19 protein-coding genes are annotated in these 19,438 nt (G+C 61.2%); 10 read left to right on the top strand and 9 right to left on the bottom strand.

The window, feature by feature from the left end:
• Positions 1 to 4 precede the first annotated feature (4 nt).
• Complete coding sequence (locus DBR00_RS18850) at positions 5 to 649, bottom strand: FKBP-type peptidyl-prolyl cis-trans isomerase (protein ID WP_108489102.1); 645 nt, start codon at positions 647 to 649, stop codon at positions 5 to 7.
• Between the two features lie 126 nt (positions 650 to 775).
• On the opposite strand from DBR00_RS18850, the gene DBR00_RS18845 reads away from it, so the two are divergent.
• Positions 776 to 1,618, top strand: a complete 843-nt coding sequence (locus DBR00_RS18845) for an AlgP family protein (RefSeq protein ID WP_218276643.1) — start codon at positions 776 to 778, stop codon at positions 1,616 to 1,618.
• Here the strand turns inward: DBR00_RS18845 and DBR00_RS18840 are convergent.
• Positions 1,615 to 2,079 carry a TIGR02444 family protein gene (locus DBR00_RS18840; protein WP_108489103.1) on the bottom strand — a complete coding sequence of 155 codons (465 nt, stop codon included), beginning with the start codon at positions 2,077 to 2,079 and terminating at the stop codon, positions 1,615 to 1,617. The genes DBR00_RS18845 and DBR00_RS18840 overlap by 4 nt on opposite strands.
• Positions 2,080 to 2,129: 50 nt before the next feature.
• Between DBR00_RS18840 and DBR00_RS18835 the strand changes: the two genes are divergently transcribed.
• From DBR00_RS18835 to rhtB, 4 genes are all read left to right on the top strand, one after another.
• Entirely contained in the window at positions 2,130 to 4,040 is a 1,911-nt protein-coding gene (locus DBR00_RS18835; protein ID WP_108489104.1) for an ATP-binding cassette domain-containing protein, read from the top strand.
• On the top strand, positions 4,037 to 4,624 hold the full coding sequence (locus DBR00_RS18830) for a mechanosensitive ion channel family protein (protein ID WP_256583079.1): 588 nt from the start codon (positions 4,037 to 4,039) through the stop codon (positions 4,622 to 4,624). The genes DBR00_RS18835 and DBR00_RS18830 overlap by 4 nt, the downstream gene beginning before the upstream one ends.
• Before the next feature lie 6 nt (positions 4,625 to 4,630).
• On the top strand, positions 4,631 to 5,398 hold the full coding sequence (locus tag DBR00_RS18825) for a TerC family protein (RefSeq protein WP_108489105.1): 768 nt from the start codon (positions 4,631 to 4,633) through the stop codon (positions 5,396 to 5,398).
• An 84-nt stretch (positions 5,399 to 5,482) separates the two neighbouring features.
• Positions 5,483 to 6,112 (top strand): homoserine/homoserine lactone efflux protein, encoded by a 630-nt coding sequence (gene rhtB / locus DBR00_RS18820; RefSeq protein ID WP_108489106.1) that lies wholly within the window; start codon positions 5,483 to 5,485, stop codon positions 6,110 to 6,112.
• A 15-nt stretch (positions 6,113 to 6,127) separates the two neighbouring features.
• Here the strand turns inward: rhtB and DBR00_RS18815 are convergent, their stop codons facing one another.
• The gene (locus DBR00_RS18815) at positions 6,128 to 6,901 is read right to left on the bottom strand and encodes an SDR family NAD(P)-dependent oxidoreductase (protein ID WP_108489107.1); all 774 of its coding nucleotides are present in this window, start codon (positions 6,899 to 6,901) and stop codon (positions 6,128 to 6,130) included.
• 121 nt (positions 6,902 to 7,022) lie between these two features.
• On the opposite strand from DBR00_RS18815, the gene DBR00_RS18810 reads away from it, so the two are divergent.
• The gene (locus DBR00_RS18810; RefSeq protein WP_108489108.1) at positions 7,023 to 8,903 is read left to right on the top strand and encodes an FTR1 family protein; all 1,881 of its coding nucleotides are present in this window, start codon (positions 7,023 to 7,025) and stop codon (positions 8,901 to 8,903) included.
• A gap of 37 nt (positions 8,904 to 8,940) precedes the next feature.
• Here the strand turns inward: DBR00_RS18810 and DBR00_RS18805 are convergent, their stop codons facing one another.
• From DBR00_RS18805 to DBR00_RS18790, 4 genes are read right to left on the bottom strand one after another with little or no spacing between them, the layout of a single operon-like run.
• Complete coding sequence (locus DBR00_RS18805) at positions 8,941 to 9,684, bottom strand: penicillin-binding protein activator LpoB (protein ID WP_108489109.1); 744 nt, start codon at positions 9,682 to 9,684, stop codon at positions 8,941 to 8,943.
• A gap of 1 nt (position 9,685) precedes the next feature.
• A complete protein-coding gene (gene lpoB, locus DBR00_RS18800; protein ID WP_177480041.1) occupies positions 9,686 to 10,276 on the bottom strand; it encodes a penicillin-binding protein activator LpoB in 591 nt (196 codons plus the stop codon).
• Between the two features lie 14 nt (positions 10,277 to 10,290).
• The gene (locus tag DBR00_RS18795; RefSeq protein ID WP_108489111.1) at positions 10,291 to 10,686 is read right to left on the bottom strand and encodes a YcfL family protein; all 396 of its coding nucleotides are present in this window, start codon (positions 10,684 to 10,686) and stop codon (positions 10,291 to 10,293) included.
• Positions 10,687 to 10,697: 11 nt separating this feature from the next.
• Entirely contained in the window at positions 10,698 to 12,086 is a 1,389-nt protein-coding gene (locus DBR00_RS18790) for a COG3014 family protein (RefSeq protein WP_108489112.1), read from the bottom strand.
• Between the two features lie 311 nt (positions 12,087 to 12,397).
• Here DBR00_RS18790 and DBR00_RS18785 point away from each other — a divergent pair, with 311 nt between their 5' ends.
• Entirely contained in the window at positions 12,398 to 12,847 is a 450-nt protein-coding gene (locus DBR00_RS18785; RefSeq protein ID WP_108489113.1) for a YaiI/YqxD family protein, read from the top strand.
• A 100-nt stretch (positions 12,848 to 12,947) separates the two neighbouring features.
• On the opposite strand, the gene DBR00_RS18780 is transcribed toward DBR00_RS18785, so the two are convergent.
• Together DBR00_RS18780 and elbB are read right to left on the bottom strand one after the other, a co-directional pair.
• On the bottom strand, positions 12,948 to 13,418 hold the full coding sequence (locus DBR00_RS18780) for a thioesterase family protein (protein WP_108489114.1): 471 nt from the start codon (positions 13,416 to 13,418) through the stop codon (positions 12,948 to 12,950).
• Between the two features lie 411 nt (positions 13,419 to 13,829).
• The gene (gene elbB / locus DBR00_RS18775; RefSeq protein WP_108489115.1) at positions 13,830 to 14,492 is read right to left on the bottom strand and encodes an isoprenoid biosynthesis glyoxalase ElbB; all 663 of its coding nucleotides are present in this window, start codon (positions 14,490 to 14,492) and stop codon (positions 13,830 to 13,832) included.
• 190 nt (positions 14,493 to 14,682) lie between these two features.
• Here elbB and DBR00_RS18770 point away from each other — a divergent pair, with 190 nt between their 5' ends.
• The 3 genes from DBR00_RS18770 to ppk1 all read left to right on the top strand — a co-directional run bounded on the left by DBR00_RS18770 (position 14,683) and on the right by ppk1 (position 19,403).
• Positions 14,683 to 15,918 (top strand): sterol desaturase family protein, encoded by a 1,236-nt coding sequence (locus DBR00_RS18770; protein ID WP_108489138.1) that lies wholly within the window; start codon positions 14,683 to 14,685, stop codon positions 15,916 to 15,918.
• Between the two features lie 245 nt (positions 15,919 to 16,163).
• Complete coding sequence (gene hemB / locus DBR00_RS18765) at positions 16,164 to 17,177, top strand: porphobilinogen synthase (RefSeq protein WP_108489116.1); 1,014 nt, start codon at positions 16,164 to 16,166, stop codon at positions 17,175 to 17,177.
• Between the two features lie 18 nt (positions 17,178 to 17,195).
• Positions 17,196 to 19,403: a polyphosphate kinase 1 gene (gene ppk1 / locus DBR00_RS18760; protein ID WP_108489117.1), complete on the top strand. Its 2,208-nt coding sequence runs from the start codon at positions 17,196 to 17,198 to the stop codon at positions 19,401 to 19,403.
• The last annotated feature ends 35 nt before the right edge of the window (positions 19,404 to 19,438 follow it).

Genomic DNA, 19,438 nt, shown 5'->3' with positions numbered 1-19,438 from the left:
TCTACTATTCCTTGGTGTCGAGCAGTTCCAGCTCGAACACCAGGGGTGAGTAAGGCGGAATCAGATCGCCTGCACCTTCCTCGCCGTAAGCCTGGGCTGATGGAATCACCAGACGCCATTGTGCCCCCACCGGCATGTCCTGCACGGCACTGCGCCACCCAGCAATTACGCTGTCGAGACGAAACCACTGCGCGGTCTGGCTTTCATCAAACTGGCTGCCATCGGCCAGATAACCGATGTAGCGCACCTGGATGCGGTCTTTCGGGCCAGGTTTGGCGCCACTGCCGGCACGCAGCTCCTGCACCAGCACACCATTGTTCAGCACGCGGATACCGGCCTTGGCCTTCTCGCCTGCGAGAAAGCGCTTCTCCGCTGCCTTGGCCCTTTCGATGCGTTCCGGGGCGGCAGCCAGGTGCGCTTCATGTTCGGCCAGCAGGCTTTCGATGCGCTTCTCATCCAGCGCCAGAGGCTCATTGCGGTAGGCCTGGCGCAGCCCATCGAGCAGCGCCTGCAGGTGCAGGTCGGGCACTTCGTCGCGCAGCCGTTCACCGAGTTTGACGCCCAGGCTGTAGGCCAGATCGTGTGAGTGATCATCGGCCTGGACCGTAGAGGCAAGCAGGCAGATCAGGAGCAGGGTCAAGCGAGACATGGAGGTTCTCCGGCCGAGGATGGCCCGATTATGCCAGCCAGGTGCTCAAGCTCAAGGCGTGAGGTGGCAAGGCGAGTGTGAGGCGGTCTAGTATGAGCGTTATCTTCATCCGCCAGGAGGCGTGTCATGTCGCTTACAAAGAATGCAAAGAAGAAGTCCGTGAGTACTCCGCTGCACCTGCTGCAGCAACTTTCCAGTAGTCTGCTTGAGCACCTGGAGGACGCCTGCACGCGCGCCCTGGTCGATGCTGAAGAATTGCTCGCCAAACTGGAGAAGCAACGCGGTAAGGCCCAGGAAAAGCTGCACAAGGCACGCAGCAAGATGCAGGACGCAGCCGTCGCCGGCAAGGCCAAGGCCCAGGCCAAAGCCAAGGACGCTGTGGCTGAACTTGAGCAATTGCTCGATACCCTGAAGGATCGGCAAAGCGAGACCCGCAGCTATATCGCCGGGCTCAAGCGTGATGCGCAAGAGAGCCTGAAACTGGCCCAGGGCGTGGGCAAGGTCAAGGAGGCCGTGAGCAAGGCCCTGGACAGCCGCGCTGTCAAAGCTGCACAGGTTAAACCCGCCGCCAAGCCCGCTGCGGCCAAGGCACCCGCTAAACCTGTGGCCAGCAAAGCCGCTGCCAAACCTGCAGGGAAAAGCCCCGCCGCGGCTAAAGCACCAGCCAAGCCCGCGGCGAAAACTGCCGCCAAACCAGCGGCGAAGAAACCCGCTGCAGCCAGCGACACCAAGCCGGCGGCGAGCAAAGCGGCCACTGCAGCAGCACCCAAGGCAGTGAGCAAACCTGTGGTGAAAAAGGCTCCAGCCAAACCGGCGAGCAAACCAGCGGTAAAACCGGCAGCAAAACCTGCAGCCAAAACACCGGTGGCCAAGCCCGCCAGTAAGCCCGCAGCGGCCAAGCCGGCAGTCGTTGAGGCCACTGCTGCGCCAGCTGTCAGCCCAGCCAGTACCCCTGCCAGCGCCGTTTAAGCGGTGAGGTGTGCCGCCGCGACGCGCAGCCTGTGCAGCGCGTCGCGGTTGGCCTGCGCTGGGGCCAGGCATTCCAGCCAGTCCGGTGATGCATCTGTGCGCACCGCCTCCCAGGCCTGACAGCGCGCCGCCAGGCGCTCCAGCTGTTCGCGCTCTGCAGCCAGTTCCAACTGTTTCACCTGTTCGCGCAACCGCGCCAGGGTCTCATCGCTTTGGGCGGCTTCACGCCAGCCTTGGCGTAAGCAGCGTAGCGGCACCACCACCTGCTGCCGCCAGGAGTAGGCCAGTTCACGCAATGCCTCGGCATGTTCCTCGGTACAGGCAATCTGTCGGCGTTCCAGCCAGGCGGCACACAGCAGCAGGCAGACATCGGCCCCCTCGTTCTGCAGCAGCAGGCAGGTGGCTTCGACATCACGCGCTTGGTAGAGGGTTTGGGCAAACCGCCACAGGTCAGTAGGCATGGTGCTTTCCGGGCTTATCAAAAAGGACTCTGGTAGACTCCGCCGCCATTATGATCCGACTCCAGAACCTGACTTTACAGCGTGGCCCTCAGCGTCTGCTAGAAAGCGCCGAGATGACCCTGCACCCCGGCCACAAAGCCGGTCTGATTGGCGCCAATGGTGCCGGTAAATCCAGCCTGTTTGCCCTGCTGCGTGGCGAGCTGAGTGCCGACGCGGGCGATTGCCTGATCCCTGGCGATTGGCGCGTGGCCCACATGCGCCAGGAGATCGAGGCCGTCGAGCGCCAGGCGGTCGATTATGTGCTGGATGGCGACGTACGCCTACGTTGTGTGCAGGCCGAGTTGGCGCAGGCCGAAGCCGCCCATGACGGTGCCGCCGTAGCCCGCCTGCACACCGAGCTGGATACCCTCGATGGCTATTCGGCTGACGCACGTGCGCGCAAGCTGCTGGCTGGGCTGGGCTTTGACAGTGCGCAGATGGACCGCCGCGTCGGCGACTTCTCCGGTGGCTGGCGCATGCGCCTGAACCTGGCGCAGGCGCTGATGTGCCCGTCCGACCTGCTGCTGCTCGACGAACCGACCAACCACCTCGACCTCGACGCGATCCTCTGGCTGGAAAGCTGGTTGAAAGGTTACCCCGGTACTTTGCTGCTGATCTCCCATGACCGTGATTTCCTGGATGCCGTAGTGGACCACGTTGCCCACCTCGATCAGCAGAAACTGACCCTCTATCGCGGCGGCTACTCGGCCTTCGAGCGCACCCGTGCCGAGCGTCTGGCGCAGCAGCAACAGGCTTATGAGAAGCAGCAGGCGCAGCGCGCGCACATGGAAAAATACATCGCCCGCTTCAAGGCCCAGGCCACCAAGGCGCGTCAGGCGCAAAGCCGGATCAAGGCTCTGGAACGGATGGAAGAGCTGTCGGCGGCGCATGTCGATTCGCCTTTCGACTTCAGTTTCCGTGAGGCCGACAAGATCTCCAGTCCGCTGCTCAGCCTGAGCGAAGGCCGCCTGGGTTACGGCGACAAGGTGGTGCTGGAGAAGGTCAAGCTGAGCCTGGCGCCCGGTGCGCGGCTGGGTCTGCTCGGACCGAACGGTGCGGGTAAATCGACCCTGATCAAGCACTTGTCGAACGAACTGCAACCGATCAGCGGCCATCTGCAGCGCGGTGAGAATCTGGTGGTCGGCTACTTTGCTCAGCATCAGCTCGATGCTCTGGACGACCATGCTAGCCCGCTGCTGCATTTCCAGCGCCTGGCCCCGACCGAGCGTGAGCAGGCCCTGCGTGATTTCCTCGGCGGCTTCGATTTCCGCGGCCCGCGTTGCGATGAGCCGGTGCAGAACTTCTCCGGTGGCGAAAAGGCTCGCCTGGCCCTGGCGCTGATTGCCTGGGGCAAGCCCAACCTGCTGCTGCTCGATGAACCAACCAACCACCTCGACCTGGAAATGCGCCTGGCATTGACCATGGCCCTGCAGGAGTTTTCCGGTGCCGTGGTGGTCGTGTCGCACGATCGTCACCTGCTCAAGAGCACCACGGATGAATTCCTCCTGGTTGCTGATGGCCAGGTGCGGCCGTTCGACGGTGATCTGGAAGATTACGCGCGCTGGCTGGTGGACTACCGCGCGCGGCAGGCACCGGCCAGCAGCGGCGACAGCAACCCGGACAAAACTGACAAGCGGGTGCAGCGCCAGGCGGCAGCGGCCCTGCGCCAGCAATTGGCTCCACACAAACGTGAAGCCGAGAAGCTGGAGAAGGAGCTGGGCCAGGTGCAGGACAAGCTCGCGGCTGTCGAAGCCCGTTTGGCTGAAAGTGACATCTACGATGCCGTGCGTAAGGACGAACTGCGCGATGCCTTGGCCGAGCAGGCCAAACTGAAAGTGCGTGAAGCCGATCTGGAAGAGCGCTGGTTACAGGCGCTGGAAACCCTGGAGGCTCTGCAGGCTGAGCTGGAGGCCGCCAGTTGACGTTTGAGTGGCCTTCTTACGCATGGCTGTTGACCTATAGCGAGCCGCTGATTCGCGCAGGTCAGGTACTGCTGATTCTGTTCTTGGCCTGGGGGCTGCAACGCTTTTTGGCGCGTGGCCTGAATAGCTTGGGTGCACGTTATCCGCAGCTACCGGCCGAGGTGCTGTTACCGCTGCGCGGAACGGTGCGATGGCTGATCATGGGCAGTGCATTCATGCTGGTGCTGGAGCGGTTGGGCGTGTCGGCTGAGGTTCTGTGGACGGCGCTCACAGGGTTTGTGGCTGTCGCCGCTGTCGCGTTCTTTGCTATCTGGAGCGTGCTGTCCAACCTGTTCTGTGCGCTGCTGATCATCACCCTGGGGCCGTTCCGTATCGGCGACTGTGTTGAAGTCATCGAAAGCGCTGACAAGCCTGGAGTCAAAGGCCGTGTCTTGTCGGTGAACCTGTTTTACACCACCCTCGAAGACCTCAGTGAGGAAGGTGTGGGCGCGCTGATGCAGGTGCCCAACAGTCTGTTTTTCCAAAAGGCCGTGCGCCGCTGGCGCAATGGCGAACTCCCCTCACCCCGAAACAAAGAGGTTTAAGCATTTATGGAATGGTTGGCCAGCCCGGAGCTCTGGGTCGCTTTTCTGACATTGACGGCCTTGGAAATCGTCCTCGGCATCGACAACATCATTTTTATCTCGATCCTGGTCAGTCGTCTGCCCAAGCATCAGCAACCCAAGGCGCGTTTCTTCGGCCTGGCCCTGGCCATGGGCACGCGGATTCTGCTGCTGCTATCGATCAGTTGGGTGATGCGCCTGACCGCCGATCTGTTCCATGTATTCGACCAAGGCTTCTCCGGCCGTGATCTGATCCTGTTCTTCGGTGGCCTGTTCCTGCTGTGGAAGAGTACGGCGGAGATCTTCCACAGCCTGGAAGGTGAAGAAGAAGCGCAAACCGTCGGTGGCAAGACCTATGGCTTCATGGGCATCATCGTGCAGATCGCGATCATCGACATCGTGTTCTCCCTGGACTCGGTAATCACTGCGGTCGGCCTGGTCGACAACGTGCCCGTCATGGTCGCGGCCATTGTGATTTCGGTGATCGTGATGATGCTGTCAGCCGGCACTATCAGCGACTTTATCGACAAGCACCCGAGCCTGAAAATTCTTGCCCTGTCGTTCCTCATCGTGGTCGGTACCGTGTTGATCGCCGAAGCCTTCGAGGTGCATGTGCCGAAGGGTTATGTGTACTTCGCCATGGCCTTCTCGCTGGCGGTGGAAGCCGTCAATATCCGCATGCGCACCGCTCGTGCTCGTGCACGCAAGGAAGAAGACGCGGAGCCAGTGCAGTTGCGCAAGGACTTGCCAAACTAAGCCACAGGCTGGGCGAGGCAATCGACAAGGGGTAGGCTAAGGCCTACCCCTTTTTATTTCGCATTTGTTTGATGGAGAAATGCCATGGCACTGGAAACCTGGCTTGCGTTCTTTGTGGCCTGTTGGGTCATCAGCCTGTCGCCGGGTGCCGGGGCGATTGCCTCGATGTCCGCAGGGCTGCAATACGGGTTTCTGCGCGGTTACTGGAATGCCCTGGGCCTGCAGTTGGGCCTGGTGTTGCAGATCGCTATCGTGGCCGCCGGTGTCGGGGCGATTCTGGCCGCGTCGGAATTGGCCTTTAGCCTGATCAAGTGGTTCGGTGTGGTTTACCTGGTGTACCTCGGCTATCGCCAATGGCAGGCGCTGCCCAGCGACATGAGCGCACAGACCGAACGGCCCATCGGCCGACCGCTGACTCTGGTGCTGCGCGGTTTTCTGGTCAACTTCAGCAACCCCAAAGCGATTGTGTTCATGCTCGCGGTGCTGCCGCAGTTCCTTAACCCGCAGGCGCCGCTGCTGATGCAGTACCTGGTGATGGGCGTGACCATGATCTGCGTCGATCTGATTGTGATGGCCGGTTACACCGGTCTGGCCGCACGTGTGTTGGGCGCGTTGCGTTCGCCGCGTCAGCAGAAGCTGATGAACCGCACTTTCGGCGCGCTGTTTGTGGGGGCGGCGGCACTGCTGGCCAGCGTACGTCGCGCGCCAGTCTGATCTTCCCGGACATAGTTACCAGGGAATCGGCTGGCCGTCCCAGCCCCAGAACGTGCCGGTCTGAGCCGGGCCGTGCTGCTCAATCTGCGCCAGCAGGCATTCGGCGGAGTAGCATGGGGTAAACAGTTTGTCGGCGGGCACATTGGCCTGAAAGGGTTTCGACAGGTCGGTGTTGGTGGTGCCGGGGTGCAGGCTGAGCACGCAGCTGTTGGGGTTGAGCCGGCTCAGCTCAATGCTCGCCGTGTGCAGCAGTTGATTCAACGCGGCTTTGCTGGCGCGGTAGCTGTACCAGCCGCCGAGGCGGTTGTCGCCAATCGAACCGACCCGCGCCGACAGCGCCGCCACTGTGCAGGCATGCTGGCCGCGTAGCAGCGGCAACAAATGCTTGAGCAGCAAGATCGGCGCAAAGCTGTTGCGCTGAAAGGTTGCCAGCAACCCCTCAAGCGTGATCTGACCCAGGCCCTTTTCCGCTTTCGCCGCGCCGTCCTGCAGCACGCCAACGGTGCACAGCAGCAGGTGCAGGCGCGGGATGACGGTGCGTAAATGCGCGGCCAGCTCGCTTAGCGCCTGTTCATCGCACACATCCACATCCAGACAGTGCAAGCGTTGGCCGTATTGCGCTTGTAGCTCAAGCAGGCCGGGCGCCTGACTGGCTTGGCGGGTGATGGCCCAGACCGCGGCGACATCGGTGCGGGCGAGCAATTGTGTGGTCAGCGCCAGGCCGATCCCCCGACTGGCGCCACAGACCGCAACATGCGCGGGTTCATTCAGGCGTTGCCAAAAAGTCATCGCATCACTCCTGCACCGTTGCGACGATCCGTCGCGGGCCATGGTCGATCAGTGGTTGAGGAAAGTTATTAGGAGGGCAACAATCGAATGTCATCCATTCGTATTTGGGATCAACTCCTATATGACTTTCGTTTTACGTTTCTGCAGCTGGTTGCTGGTGCCTGTGTTGGCATTCTGCAGCCTGGCTGTTATGGCCGAGCCCATCGAGGGCGCGGCGCAAGCATTGCACCTGCTCGGTTACCTGGGCGCTGACTACCCGGCCACCGTGGCCAATGGTCAGGTGATCGACTCCGGCGAATACCGTGAGCAGCTTGAGTTTCTTACTGTACTGCAAGGGCTGATCGTTGCGCTGCCAGCGCGTAGCGAGCAAGCCGAGTTGGAACAGGGCGTTGCCAGTCTGCGCCAGGGCATTGAACAGCGTGTCGACGGCGGCCAGGTTGCTCAGCAGGCACGGCAGCTGGCCGCGACCCTGGCCAGCGCTTATGGGGTCAGTCAGACCCCGGCGATTACCCCCGATCCTAGCCGTGGCGCGCCGCTGTTTGCCCAGCACTGCAGCGTGTGCCACGGTGATAGCGGTGCGGGTGATGGGCCGGCCGGTATCGGCCTGGAGCCGCCTCCAGCCAACCTGCGCGACCTGGCGCGGCTCAACCGTTTGAGCCTGTATGACCTGTTCAATACCATCGGTCTGGGCATCGAAGGTACGGACATGGCGGCTTTTGCCGATCAGTTGGATGAGCGTCAGCGCTGGGACCTGGCCAGTTATATCGCCGGCTTCAGTGCCGAGCCGGTTGCCGTCGGCGCGCCGTTCACGATGGCGGTGTTGGCCGGCACAACCCCGGATGAAGTGGCGGCAGCGCAGGGTGATGAGGCGGCTGCACGCTTCCGTGCCCAGCGTGCGCAGCCGCCGGTGCAGCAGCGCGGCCCGCTGCAGTTGATCGAGCACACTCGCGCCACCCTGGAGCAGAGCCTGGCAGCCTACCGGGCGGGCGATCACGAGCAGGCCTATGATCTATCCGTTGGCGCTTACCTGGAAGGCTTCGAGCTGGTCGAAAGCGCCCTCGATAACCTCGACTCGGTGCAGCGCAAGACCACCGAGCGTGCGCTGATGGCTTACCGCCAGGCGCTGCAGGATGGCCTGTCGGTACCCCTGGCAGCGCAGCGGCTGGAGCAGGCCAAGGCCGAGCTGGCGACGTCTGCCGCCTTGCTCGACAGCGATGGCCTGTCGGCTTCGCTGAGTTTCTTCTCCAGCCTGCTGATTCTGCTGCGTGAAGGGCTGGAGGCGATTCTGGTGCTGGCGGCGATTCTCGCCTTCCTGCGCAACACTGGCCAGCAACAGGCGGTGCGCAGCGTGCATATCGGCTGGGGCCTGGCGCTGCTGGCCGGCGCGGGCACCTGGGCGTTGGCGGCGTACTTGATCGATGTCAGCGGTGCGCAGCGTGAACTGCTGGAAGGCGTGACTGCGCTGTTCGCCAGCGTGATGGTGCTCTGGCTCGGGGTGTGGATGCATGATCGCCGGCATGCCGCAGCCTGGCAGGATTACATCAAGAGCAGTCTGGTCGGCGGTGGCGGTCGTTTCGGCTTTGCCGTGCTGGCGTTCTTCTCGGTGTACCGCGAGTTGTTTGAAGTCATCCTGTTCTATGAAACCCTATGGCTGCAGGCTGGTCCGCAAGGCCATGGCATGGTGCTGGCCGGTGCGGCCGCGGCGCTGGTGCTGCTGCTCGGGCTGGCCTGGGTGATCCTGCGCGGCTCGCGCAAGCTGCCGCTGGCAACTTTCTTCGGTGCTAATGCAGTGTTGCTCTGCGTGCTCTCGGTGGTGTTCGCCGGCCATGGTGTGGCGGCGCTGCAGGAAGCCGGGGTGCTGGCGACGCAGCCGGTGGCGTTTTTCGAGTTCGACTGGCTGGGTATTCATGATGACGCCTACAGCCTGGCGGCCCAGGCCACGGCGCTGGCGGCCATCATCCTGTTGTATGGGCGCAGCCAATTGACTCGCAAGGTCGCCTGAGCCAGAAAAAACAGGCGGCCATCGGGCCGCCTGTGGATTAACGCAGAATGACCGGCGCTTCGTTGGGGGGCAGTGTGCTGTTGCCTGACGGGCTTTGCAGGCCAGGGGTACGGTTACCGAGCAGTTGCTCGTGCAGCTGACCGGCAACGTCTTCACCCAGCGCCTTGGACACATCGCGGATTACTCGCCCGCGATTGGGGGTGACGCGGATATCGTTGCCATTGACCAGTTTCACGTCCTGCGCTTCACCCATGGCGGTGAACGCCGAGGTGATTTCGTAGGTTCGGGTATTGATCAGGCTGAAATCCGCCACCAGGGTCAGGCCGAGCACCTTGGAGTAGCTGTCGGTTTCGGCTATGTCGTTGAGGTCCTGGCGGAAGTCGATATCCGACAGGGTGCCGAACAGCACATAGTCAGCGCCCTTGAAGTGACCCTGCTTGATCCGCGCGATGACGTCGTAGAGGCCTTCGTTCTGCTTGGCGGTGTAGGGTTTGCCCTGAATCAGCTGGAACATCCGTGATTTGAGGATCTCGCCCTTGATGTCACCGGTGAACTTGCGCAGTTCGCCGCGCTCAACGTAGCTGTAGGTTCCTTCCACTTCGTTGTAGCTGGACGAGTTGCTTGCCGAAAAGCCACTGGCCTGGGCCTGGCTGTGCGCACTGACCACGCGGATGTATTCGCGTACACGTTCCTCGTAAGCCAGATCGGTGACCGCGATCTTGGGTGCAGCCTGGGCCAGCCCGGCGATGCCGAGCAGCAGTAATGCGATCAGATGCTTCATCTCAGCGCTCCGTAGTTTTGCGGATTTCTTTTTCGTCCATCCACTCGGCCAGGCCGCTTTCCACATCGACCAGTTGCAGGCTGAACTTGTAGAACACGTCTTTGTAATCGCTGCTGCGTTTGACGATGGAGCTGATCGAGCCTTCCAGGCGGTATTGGGCAGCAATCATGTTGCCGGTTTTGGCTACCGTGGAGTTCTTGTACAGGCCGCTCTGGTTCTGCAGCTTCAGCTGGTCAACCTGGCTCTGCATGTCGACATTGTCACTGGCGAAACGGGCTACACCGCTCTTCAGCAACTGGGTCTTGATCGATGTGGTGATTTCGCGGGTATCGATGTACTCGCTGGTCTTGTTCTTCACATCGTATACCTGCACCACCGGACGACCCTGCAGCACGCCAGACTGAGCCAGCGAGCGGGTCATCGATTCGGCGATCATCTGCAGATCGGTGGAGCCGAACTCATTGGTTACCAGCTCGACAGCCTTGCTGTCGCCATAGCTGACATTGCCGCCACCGAGCACGGGCGACGAGGTGGAGGCACAGCCACTGGCCAGCAGAGCAAGGGCGGCTACGAAGGAAAGGCGTGCAAACAACATGGCGATCTCTCTTAACGGAACAGGTTGACGTTATTGTCGGGCGTCTGGACTTCCAGACGGAAATCGGTGGCCTGCGGCACTGGGGCGATGGCAGGCAGGTAGGCGGTTTGCGTGCCGTACAGGGTCAGGCTTTTCCAGCCTTCTTCGCCGGCAACCGGGAACCCGTCATTGCCCAGCCAGGCAAAGCGGTAGTACATGGATTTGTTTTTGTGGCTGCTGTTCTTCAGCTCGACTTTGACGGTGAGAAAACCGTTTTCACGGGCAACGCGCATGGCACCGACTTCGATGTGCTCCATGCTGCCGAGCGATACCACCTTGCTGGCCGCGCTGCCTGGTGCAGGCGGGGGCGGTGTGGCACAGCCGGCCAACAGGGCCAGGCCGAAAATGGCAAAAAGCGGACGTGACATCATCTGTCTCCTTAAAGGCTAGAGGCCTGTGCCACACTGGGCAGCGGCGCGGGTGTAACCAGATTGGCGGCGGTGCCGCTGGTGAAAATCTGCCTGCCGATCAGGCGCAGTGGCACAACCTGGTAGTTCTGTTCAACCTTCAGACGTACCTGACTGTCGGCGAGTTGCAGCAGATGCTCACCTTTTTTCAGTCGCAGGCGAATGATCTGGGTGTTGTCGGGCAGGGTGCGCCAGGTGCGTTCATCGGCGCCTTCGGTGATGGCCGATGCGATGCCTACGGCCAGGCCTGCGAGCGGGTTGACATCGTTGAGCTGTTTTTGGGCCACGCTGCGTGTGGCGGCACGTACGCTGGTGCGCAGAATGATGCCGGGCATGTCGTCACGCAACGCGCGGCGCGACATGGCTTCAGTGCTGTTGAGTTCAGTCAGGCTCAGGCTCTGTGCGTCCAGCGACAGGCTGCTGATGTCTGCAGTGGAGGCATCGCTTTTAATCACCGGGAAGGACAGCGGGGTGATGATCAGACCACTGCTGGTTGGAATTGGCAGAGGAATGCGGACCGAGTCCCGTGCCGGAGCCAGCCCGGTTTGCACCACCAGCAGCACATCGCTTTGATCGGCTGCACGGGCGTCGGGCTTGTCCAGCTCAAGCAGTGCCTGCTCCAGCAGCGGCGTGTCAGGGCGTAATTCAGCAGCCTTGCGGTAGCCAGGGGCGGCCATGCCGCGTTCGCCCAGCGCTTCATAAACGAAGCCGGACAGGTAGTGGCTGAAGGCGCTCTGATAGCTGTTCTTCAGGCTGATCACCTCTGGGGCATTCAGCGACTCCACGGGGTAACCCTGGAGGTCCTTGAGTTCGGCCGTGACGCCCTGTTTTTCGGCCTCTTCCTCGCGCTTGAGGTATTCCTTGTCGCGCAGTTCAGCAATCAGTGCTTCGCGCTCATGGGTCTTCTTGATTTCAACGCGCGCCGCTTCGAAGTCGCCTAAGGCCAGGTGGTTGATGGCCATCTGGGTGGTTAGCATGACTTTTTCGTAGTCATACCCTTCATAACGGCGCACCCGGTCATTGACCAGAAAGCTGCCGAATTCGCCCAGGTATTTGTTTGGGTCGCCGCGCACAGCTTCTTCCCACGCCATGACCTGCTTGTCAGCCTCGGTCCAGGCGGCCAGGCTACCTTGCAGATCGCCTTTGCTGCGCAGCAGTTCGCCTTTCTCGAAGTAGTAGAGAAGGTCTTTGCTTTCGCCGTTGTTGTTCTTTTCCAAGAGCGCCAGGGCTGCGTCGATATCACCGTTTTGCAGGTGCTGGTTGGTTTGGGTCAGCTCGCTTTCGTAGCTGCGGAAAGCCGCACAGCCGCTTAGGAGCAAAGACGCGCACAGCATGAGCGCGACTAGAGCACGAGATTGCATCGGATACTCACATTTTCATCGGGTTCGTAAATTCTGCCGACTCTGCGGTCAGCAAGACGAGGTCCGCTTGGCGTGCATTGCTTTTGGCTATCCTGCCAATCCCTCATAAGCGCGAGGGCCAAAATACCTTTTGGGCATAAATGGTGGGGGCGAAATTATATGCCCAATTTTGTGGTGCGTAATGGCAATTTGTTCGCGTCCAGACCAGCTGTCGTCTCTCAGGGGATGACACTCAGCGTGAACAGTGGCGGCGAGCATGGCTCGCAGGTTGCAACTGGCATAATGATGCTTTGCTGAGGGAGAACACGCGCATGCGAGTCTGGATTGATGCCGATGCCTGCCCTAAGGCGGCCAAGGATCAGGTGGTGAAGTTCGCCCTGAAGCGGCGCTTCGAGGTGCTGCTGGTGGCGGGGCAGGCGCAAGTCAAACCGGCCTACAGCTGCGTGCGGCTGATCGTGGTACCCAGTGGCCCGGATGCGGCGGATGATTACCTGGTTGAACACGCTGTGCCAGGTGAGTTGGTGATCTGCAGCGACGTACCGCTGGCCGACCGCCTGGTGAAAAAAGGCGTGGCGGCTCTCGACCCACGCGGCCGCGAGTTTGATGAGCGCAACATGGGCGACAAGCTGGCCGTGCGTAACCTGTTTACCGAGCTGCGCGAACTGGGCCAGGTCGGCGGCGGTCAGCCGCCGTATGGCGAGCGCGACAAACAGGCGTTCGCCAATTCACTGGACCGCATCCTCACCCGCTTGAGCCGTTAGTGCATCCTGCGTGCTGCTGTGGGAGGCGCTTCAGCGGCGAGCCTTGGCGTCTCATGCGGCTAAAGCCCTCCCGCATCGCTGCTCTCTGAACCGACCTGGACTATCCGCACAGATAAGTGCCAGTGCCGACAGCGACCAGGGTGCCATCGTCGCTGTGCAGTTCGCTGCGCACCACCGCCACCTTGTTGCCTGTGCGCAAGAGCACGGCGGTGGCGGTAAAGCGCTGGCCGCGGCCGGGGCGCAGGTAGTCGATGCGCAGGTCGATGGTGCCGAGCTTTGACAGCCGCGCCATGCGCTCGGCGCTGGACAAATGCTGGTGCTTATCGAAGGCGCCAATCAACGCCATGGCGCCGCCAGCCACATCCAGCAACGAGGAAATCACCCCGCCATGCAGAATGCCGTGGACAAAGTTGCCGATCAGTTCGGGCTTCATTGGCAGGTGCATGGTCACGCGCTGGGCGCTCAGCTCATCCAACTCGATACCGAGCACCTGATTGAAAGGAATGCGCTGAAAAAAGTTGCTGACCGCCTGCTGTAATTCAGCGGTGAGCTCAAAAGGTGGGTTGTTCATGGAGATCGTGCCTGGGCGAAGGGATGCTCAACCTGTCGCACTCGAGCTGATCTGGCCAGTGGCGCGGCTGGAGTGCCGCGCGCATTGGCGTGATTGACCTGATATGCCGGGCTGAGCCGGCCAATTAACAGATCGTTGGAAAAAACGTAGGCGAGGCAGGCAAGACAAGGCGCTACGTTAGCAACAGCCTCCGGCTGGTCAACACGGCCGAGAAACGCAGCGTAGCGGAGTAACAGCCAGCGGCTGACCCGCAGGGTGAGCGCAGCGAATCAAGCGGAGTTTACGGGCTGTAAATGAGCATGACTCGTTTCACTCGCCCTTCGGGTCGGGCTAAAGCGCGTTAGCCGCCAGCGGCTTCCGAGGCCGTTTTTAACGCAGTATTGCCAACGCAGGTAGTTTTTCAGCGATCTGTCAGGCTGGGTGGCTGAGCTCCAATACCCGATCCACCAGCTTGTTGATCCCCGAGGCGGCCTCACTGATCGACTGGGCGAGCATATAGGCCGGGGTGGTTATCAGCTTATGTTCGGCGTCTTCGACAATCTCGCTGACTTCACACTCATGGTGCTCGGCGCCCATCTGCACCAGAGTCGCGGCGGTTTCATGGTCCTTGCCGATGGTGCAGATCACGCCGTTGCCGAAGATCTTCGCGGCCAGCGCCGGGGCGATGCAGATCAGGCCCACCGGTTTGCCGGCTTTGACGAAGGCCTGGGTAGCGCTCAGTACATCGGGCTGCACCGTGCAGTTGGCGCCGCTGATGGCGAAGTCGGAGAGGTTTTTCGCCACGCCAAAACCGCCGGGCAGGATCAGCGCATCGAAGTCGCCGACATGCAGCTCCTTGACGTCCTGGATCTTGCCGCGGGCAATGCGTGCTGACTCAACCAGTACGTTGCGCGTGTCGTCCATTTCGTCGCCACTGTAGTGATCGACTACGTGCAGCTGCGGTACGTTGGGGGCGAAGCACTGCACCTGCGCGCCGCGCTGATCGAGGCGCAGCAGGGTGATCACGCTTTCATGGATTTCCGCGCCGTCATAGACGCCACAGCCGGAAAGAATCACCGCGACTTTCTTGCTCATCAAATTCTCCTGAATAACCCGCTGTATCGAATTGAGTCGTGTCCTGTCGTCGCCTGAGCCCTAATGTCGCCATATGCCACCCAGGTTGGCATGGCGCGCCGCGAGGCGGATGTGACGCTGGGCTAGGATTTGTTCAGCATCCTAGCCGTTAGCCGCGTGCTGCGATATGGCCTATGCAACAGGTGAAACCATGAATTACATCCTCTATGCCGTACCGTTCTTCTTTGCCTTGATCGCCCTGGAACTGCTGCTCGACCGCTGGCGCGGGGTCAGCACCTACCGCTTCTCCGACGCCCTCAACAGCCTCAGTGCAGGGGTGCTGTCGACCACCGTGGGCCTGCTGACCAAGGCCGTCGGGTTGCTCACCTACACCCTGGCCTGGCAACACTTCGGCGTGTTCGAGTTGTCGGCCAGCAGCCTGTGGGTCTGGCTATTGGCGTTTGTGTTTTACGACTTTTGCTATTACTGGAACCATCGCCTGGGGCACGAGCGCAATGTGCTCTGGGCCGCGCACTCGGTGCACCATCAGAGCGAGGACTACAACCTCTCCACGGCGCTGCGGCAGACCAGTACCGGTTTTATTTTCGCTTGGATCTTCTACCTGCCGATGGCCGTGGCTGGTGTGCCGCCGCTGGTATTCCTCACCGTGGCGGCGCTCAACCTGCTCTATCAGTTCTGGGTGCACACCCGGCATATCCCCAAATTGGGCTGGTTCGAGTGGTTCTTTATCACACCGTCCAACCACCGCGTGCACCATGCGCAGAATGCTGTGTATATGGATCGCAATTACGGCGGTGTGTTCATTCTCTGGGATCGGTTGTTTGGCACCTTTCAGGAGGAATTGGACGAAGAACCGGTGATATTCGGCGTAACCACGCCGCTGGCCAGCTGGAACCCGCTGTGGGCCAATGCGCAGTTCTATGTTGCGCTGTGGCAGGACGCGGTACGGGCCGAGTCCTGGTGGGACAAGCTGCGCATCTGGTTTATGCGCACCGGCTGGCGCCCGGCCGATGTCGCGGCCAACTACCCGCAGAACAAGCCGGACCTTAGCCAGTTCGTCAAATTCGACGTGCCGCTGAGTCTGACGCAGAAGCTCTACGCCGGTGTGCAGTTCAGCCTGTATGTGGTGGCGGGCACCTGGCTGCTGGGCATGGGCGACACACTGAGCCTGACGCAGGCGCTGCTGGGCATCGTCTGGATGGCCGTGGGGCTGATGACCATCGGCTGCTGGCTGGAAAACCGGCCGACGGCCAAGCGTCTGGAAATACTGCGTCTACTGTTCAACCTGCCGGCGGCCTGGCTGGCTCTGCAACTTGGTCTGCTGACCGCTCAGCCACTGCTCTGGGCGCTGCTGCTGGGTTACAGCCTGCTCAGTGTCGGTGCGCTGTTCTGGACGCCGCGCGGACATAATCCCGTGCCTGCTTAGGCAGAGACTGCTGCTGAACCCGATAACGCTGGACAGGCCCAGGCCTGCTCCACCGTTATGCGTTTAAGCCTTGTTATTCGGCCTACCTTCCTGCTTTTCCGGCATATCCTCGCGCCCGTCGCGGCGCTATGCTTGCTGGGCTTGCGGCAAGCAGTCGCAGCGCTGTCGTGCGTTGTCATACTTTGGTCATAATGGCCGCTTATAACTGTCACACTCGCCCGTTGCTGCGGGCTTCGGAGTCTGCCGTGAGCTTTACCCCCGCCAATCGCCTGTTTCCCGCCACTCGCCTGCGTCGCAACCGCCGTGATGATTTTTCCCGGCGTCTGGTGCGGGAAAACCGCCTGAGTGTCGATGACCTGATTCTGCCGGTGTTCGTCCTCGACGGCGAAAACCGCCGCGAAGCGATTGCCTCGATGCCCGGCGTCGAACGCCTGTCCATCGACCTGCTGCTCAAGGAAGCCGAGCACTGGGTCGCTTTGGGTATTCCGGCGCTGGCGCTGTTCCCGGTGACGCCGCTGGAGAAGAAATCCCTGCTGGCGGAAGAAGCCTGGAACCCGGACGGCATCGCCCAGCGCGCCATCCGTGCTCTGCGCGCCAAATTCCCCGAACTGGGGGTGATCAGCGACGTGGCACTGGACCCATTCACCACGCACGGCCAGGACGGCATCCTTGATGATTCCGGCTATGTGATGAACGATGTTACGGTCGATGCATTGGTCAAGCAGGCGCTCTCGCATGCCGCTGCCGGTGCCCAGGTGGTCGCGCCCTCGGACATGATGGATGGCCGCGTACAGGCGATCCGCGAGGCGCTGGAGCTGGCCGACCACAGCAATGTGCGGATCATGGCCTACTCGGCCAAGTACGCCAGCGCCTACTACGGCCCGTTTCGCGACGCGGTGGGTTCGGCGGCCAACCTGGGCAAGGCCAACAAGGCCAGCTACCAGATGGACCCGGCCAATGGCGATGAAGCCCTGCATGAAGTGGCGGCGGACCTGGCTGAGGGCGCGGACATGGTCATGGTCAAGCCGGGCATGCCCTACCTGGACATCCTCTGGCGGGTCAAAACGGAATTCAAAGTGCCGACCTTTGTCTATCAGGTCAGCGGTGAGTACGCCATGCACATGGCAGCGATCCAGAATGGCTGGTTGGGCGAGGCGGTGATTCTTGAATCACTAACCGCCTTCAAACGTGCGGGTGCTGATGGCATCCTGACTTATTTCGCCGTGCGCGCGGCAGAACTGCTGAAGCAGGGGCAGTAGGCCCCACAGGAACTCCAGATGAACACCGAAGGACTCAGTAACACCGAATTGCAGGACGCCCAGCCGGTCGTCGAGGACGCCGCCGTGGTCGAGGCGCCACCTGCCGAGGCACCCGCTCCGGTGGTTGTCCCGGCGCCTGTGGTGATCCACAACCTGGATGACAGCAGCCTGTATATTCACCGCGAGCTGTCGCAGCTGCAATTCAATATCCGCGTGTTGGAACAGGCGCTGGATGAGTCCTATCCGCTGCTGGAGCGGTTGAAGTTTCTGCTGATCTTCTCCAGCAACCTGGATGAGTTCTTCGAAATTCGTGTGGCCGGTTTGAAGAAGCAGATCAACTTCGCCCGCGAACAGGCCGGCGCGGATGGCTTGCAACCGCATCAGGCGCTGGCACGGATTGCCGAGTTGGTGCACGAACAAGTGGATCGTCAGTACGCGATTCTTAACGACACCCTGTTCCCGGCGCTGGCCAAGCACAACGTCAACTTTATCCGCCGGCGCTTCTGGACGGCCAAGCACAAGGCCTGGGTACGTCGCTATTTCCGCGACGAGATCGCGCCGATCATCACCCCGATCGGCCTCGACCCGACCCACCCGTTTCCGCTGCTGGTGAACAAGAGCCTGAACTTTATCGTCGAACTGGAAGGCATTGATGCCTTCGGCCGCGACTCCGGTTTGGCGATCATTCCGGCCCCGCGTTTGCTGCCGCGCATCATCAAAGTGCCGGAAGAGGTTGGCGGGCCGGGGGATAATTTTGTCTTCCTCTCATCGATGATCCACGCCCATGCCGATGACCTGTTCCAAGGCATGAAGGTTAAAGGTTGCTACCAGTTCCGCCTGACCCGTAACGCTGACCTCTCAGTCGATACCGAAGACGTCGAAGACCTGGCCCGCGCCCTGCGTGGTGAGCTGTTCAGCCGCCGTTATGGCGATGCCGTGCGCCTGGAGGTGGTCGATACCTGCCCGCGCCCGCTGCTCGATTACCTGCTCAAACAGTTCAGCCTGACCGAGGCCGAGCTGTACCGGGTCAATGGTCCAGTCAACCTGACCCGCCTGTTCAGCATCACCGGCCTGGAAAGCCACCCGGAGCTGCAGTACACACCGTTCACCCCGGTGATCCCCAAACTGTTGCAGAACGCCGAGAACATCTTCAGCGTGATCAGCAAGCAGGACGTGCTGTTGCTGCACCCCTTTGAATCGTTCACCCCGGTGGTCGATCTGCTGCGTCAGGCGGCGAAAGACCCGCATGTGCTGGCTATCAAGCAGACGCTGTACCGCTCCGGGGCCAACTCGGAGATCGTCGACGCGCTGGTGGAAGCCGCGCGTAACGGCAAGGAAGTCACTGCGGTGATCGAGCTGCGCGCGCGCTTCGATGAAGAGTCCAACCTGCAACTGGCCAGCCGCCTGCAGGCGGCTGGTGCGGTGGTGATTTACGGTGTGGTGGGTTTCAAGACCCACGCCAAGATGATGCTGATTTTGCGCCGCGAAGCCGGCGATATTGTCCGCTACGCACACCTGGGTACCGGTAACTACCACGCCGGTAACGCCAGGCTGTACACCGACTACAGCCTGCTCACCGCTGATGTTGCGCTGTGTGAAGACGTGTCCAAGCTGTTCAGTCAGTTGATTGGCATGGGTAAGACCCTGCGCATGAAAAAGCTGCTGCACGCGCCGTTCACCCTGAAGAAGACCCTGCTCGACATGATCGCCCGCGAAACCGCGCTGGCGGCCGAGGGCAAGCCGGCGCATATCATTGCCAAGTTCAACTCGTTGACCGATCCGAAGATCATCCGTGCGCTGTACAAGGCCAGCCAGACCGGGGTGAAGATCGATCTGGTGGTGCGCGGCATGTGCTGCCTGCGTCCTGGGATTATCGGGGTGTCGCACAATATCCAGGTGCGCTCGATCATCGGTCGCTTCCTTGAACACACGCGCGTGTTCTATTTCCTTAATGGCAGCGAGGAGAAAATTTACCTGTCGAGTGCCGACTGGATGGAGCGCAACCTCGACAAGCGCGTCGAGACCTGCTTCCCGGTGGAAGGCAAGAAGCTGATTCTGCGGGTTAAAAAGGAGCTGGAAAGCTACCTGACTGACAACACCCAAGCCTGGGTGCTGCAGCCGGACGGGCGTTATCTGCGTGTCAGCCCAAGCGGTAACCAGAACCCACGCAGCGCGCAGGCAGGCTTGTTGGAGAAGCTGACGGCACCGCTGATCAGCGCCCGCTAGGCAAGTGGGCTGATACCCATCGCCATTGCCCTCTG

The organism is Pseudomonas sp. HMWF032, assembly GCF_003060885.1.
Taxonomy (GTDB): Bacteria; Pseudomonadota; Gammaproteobacteria; order Pseudomonadales; family Pseudomonadaceae; genus Aquipseudomonas.
This window is presented reverse-complemented; position numbering and strand designations above follow the sequence as displayed.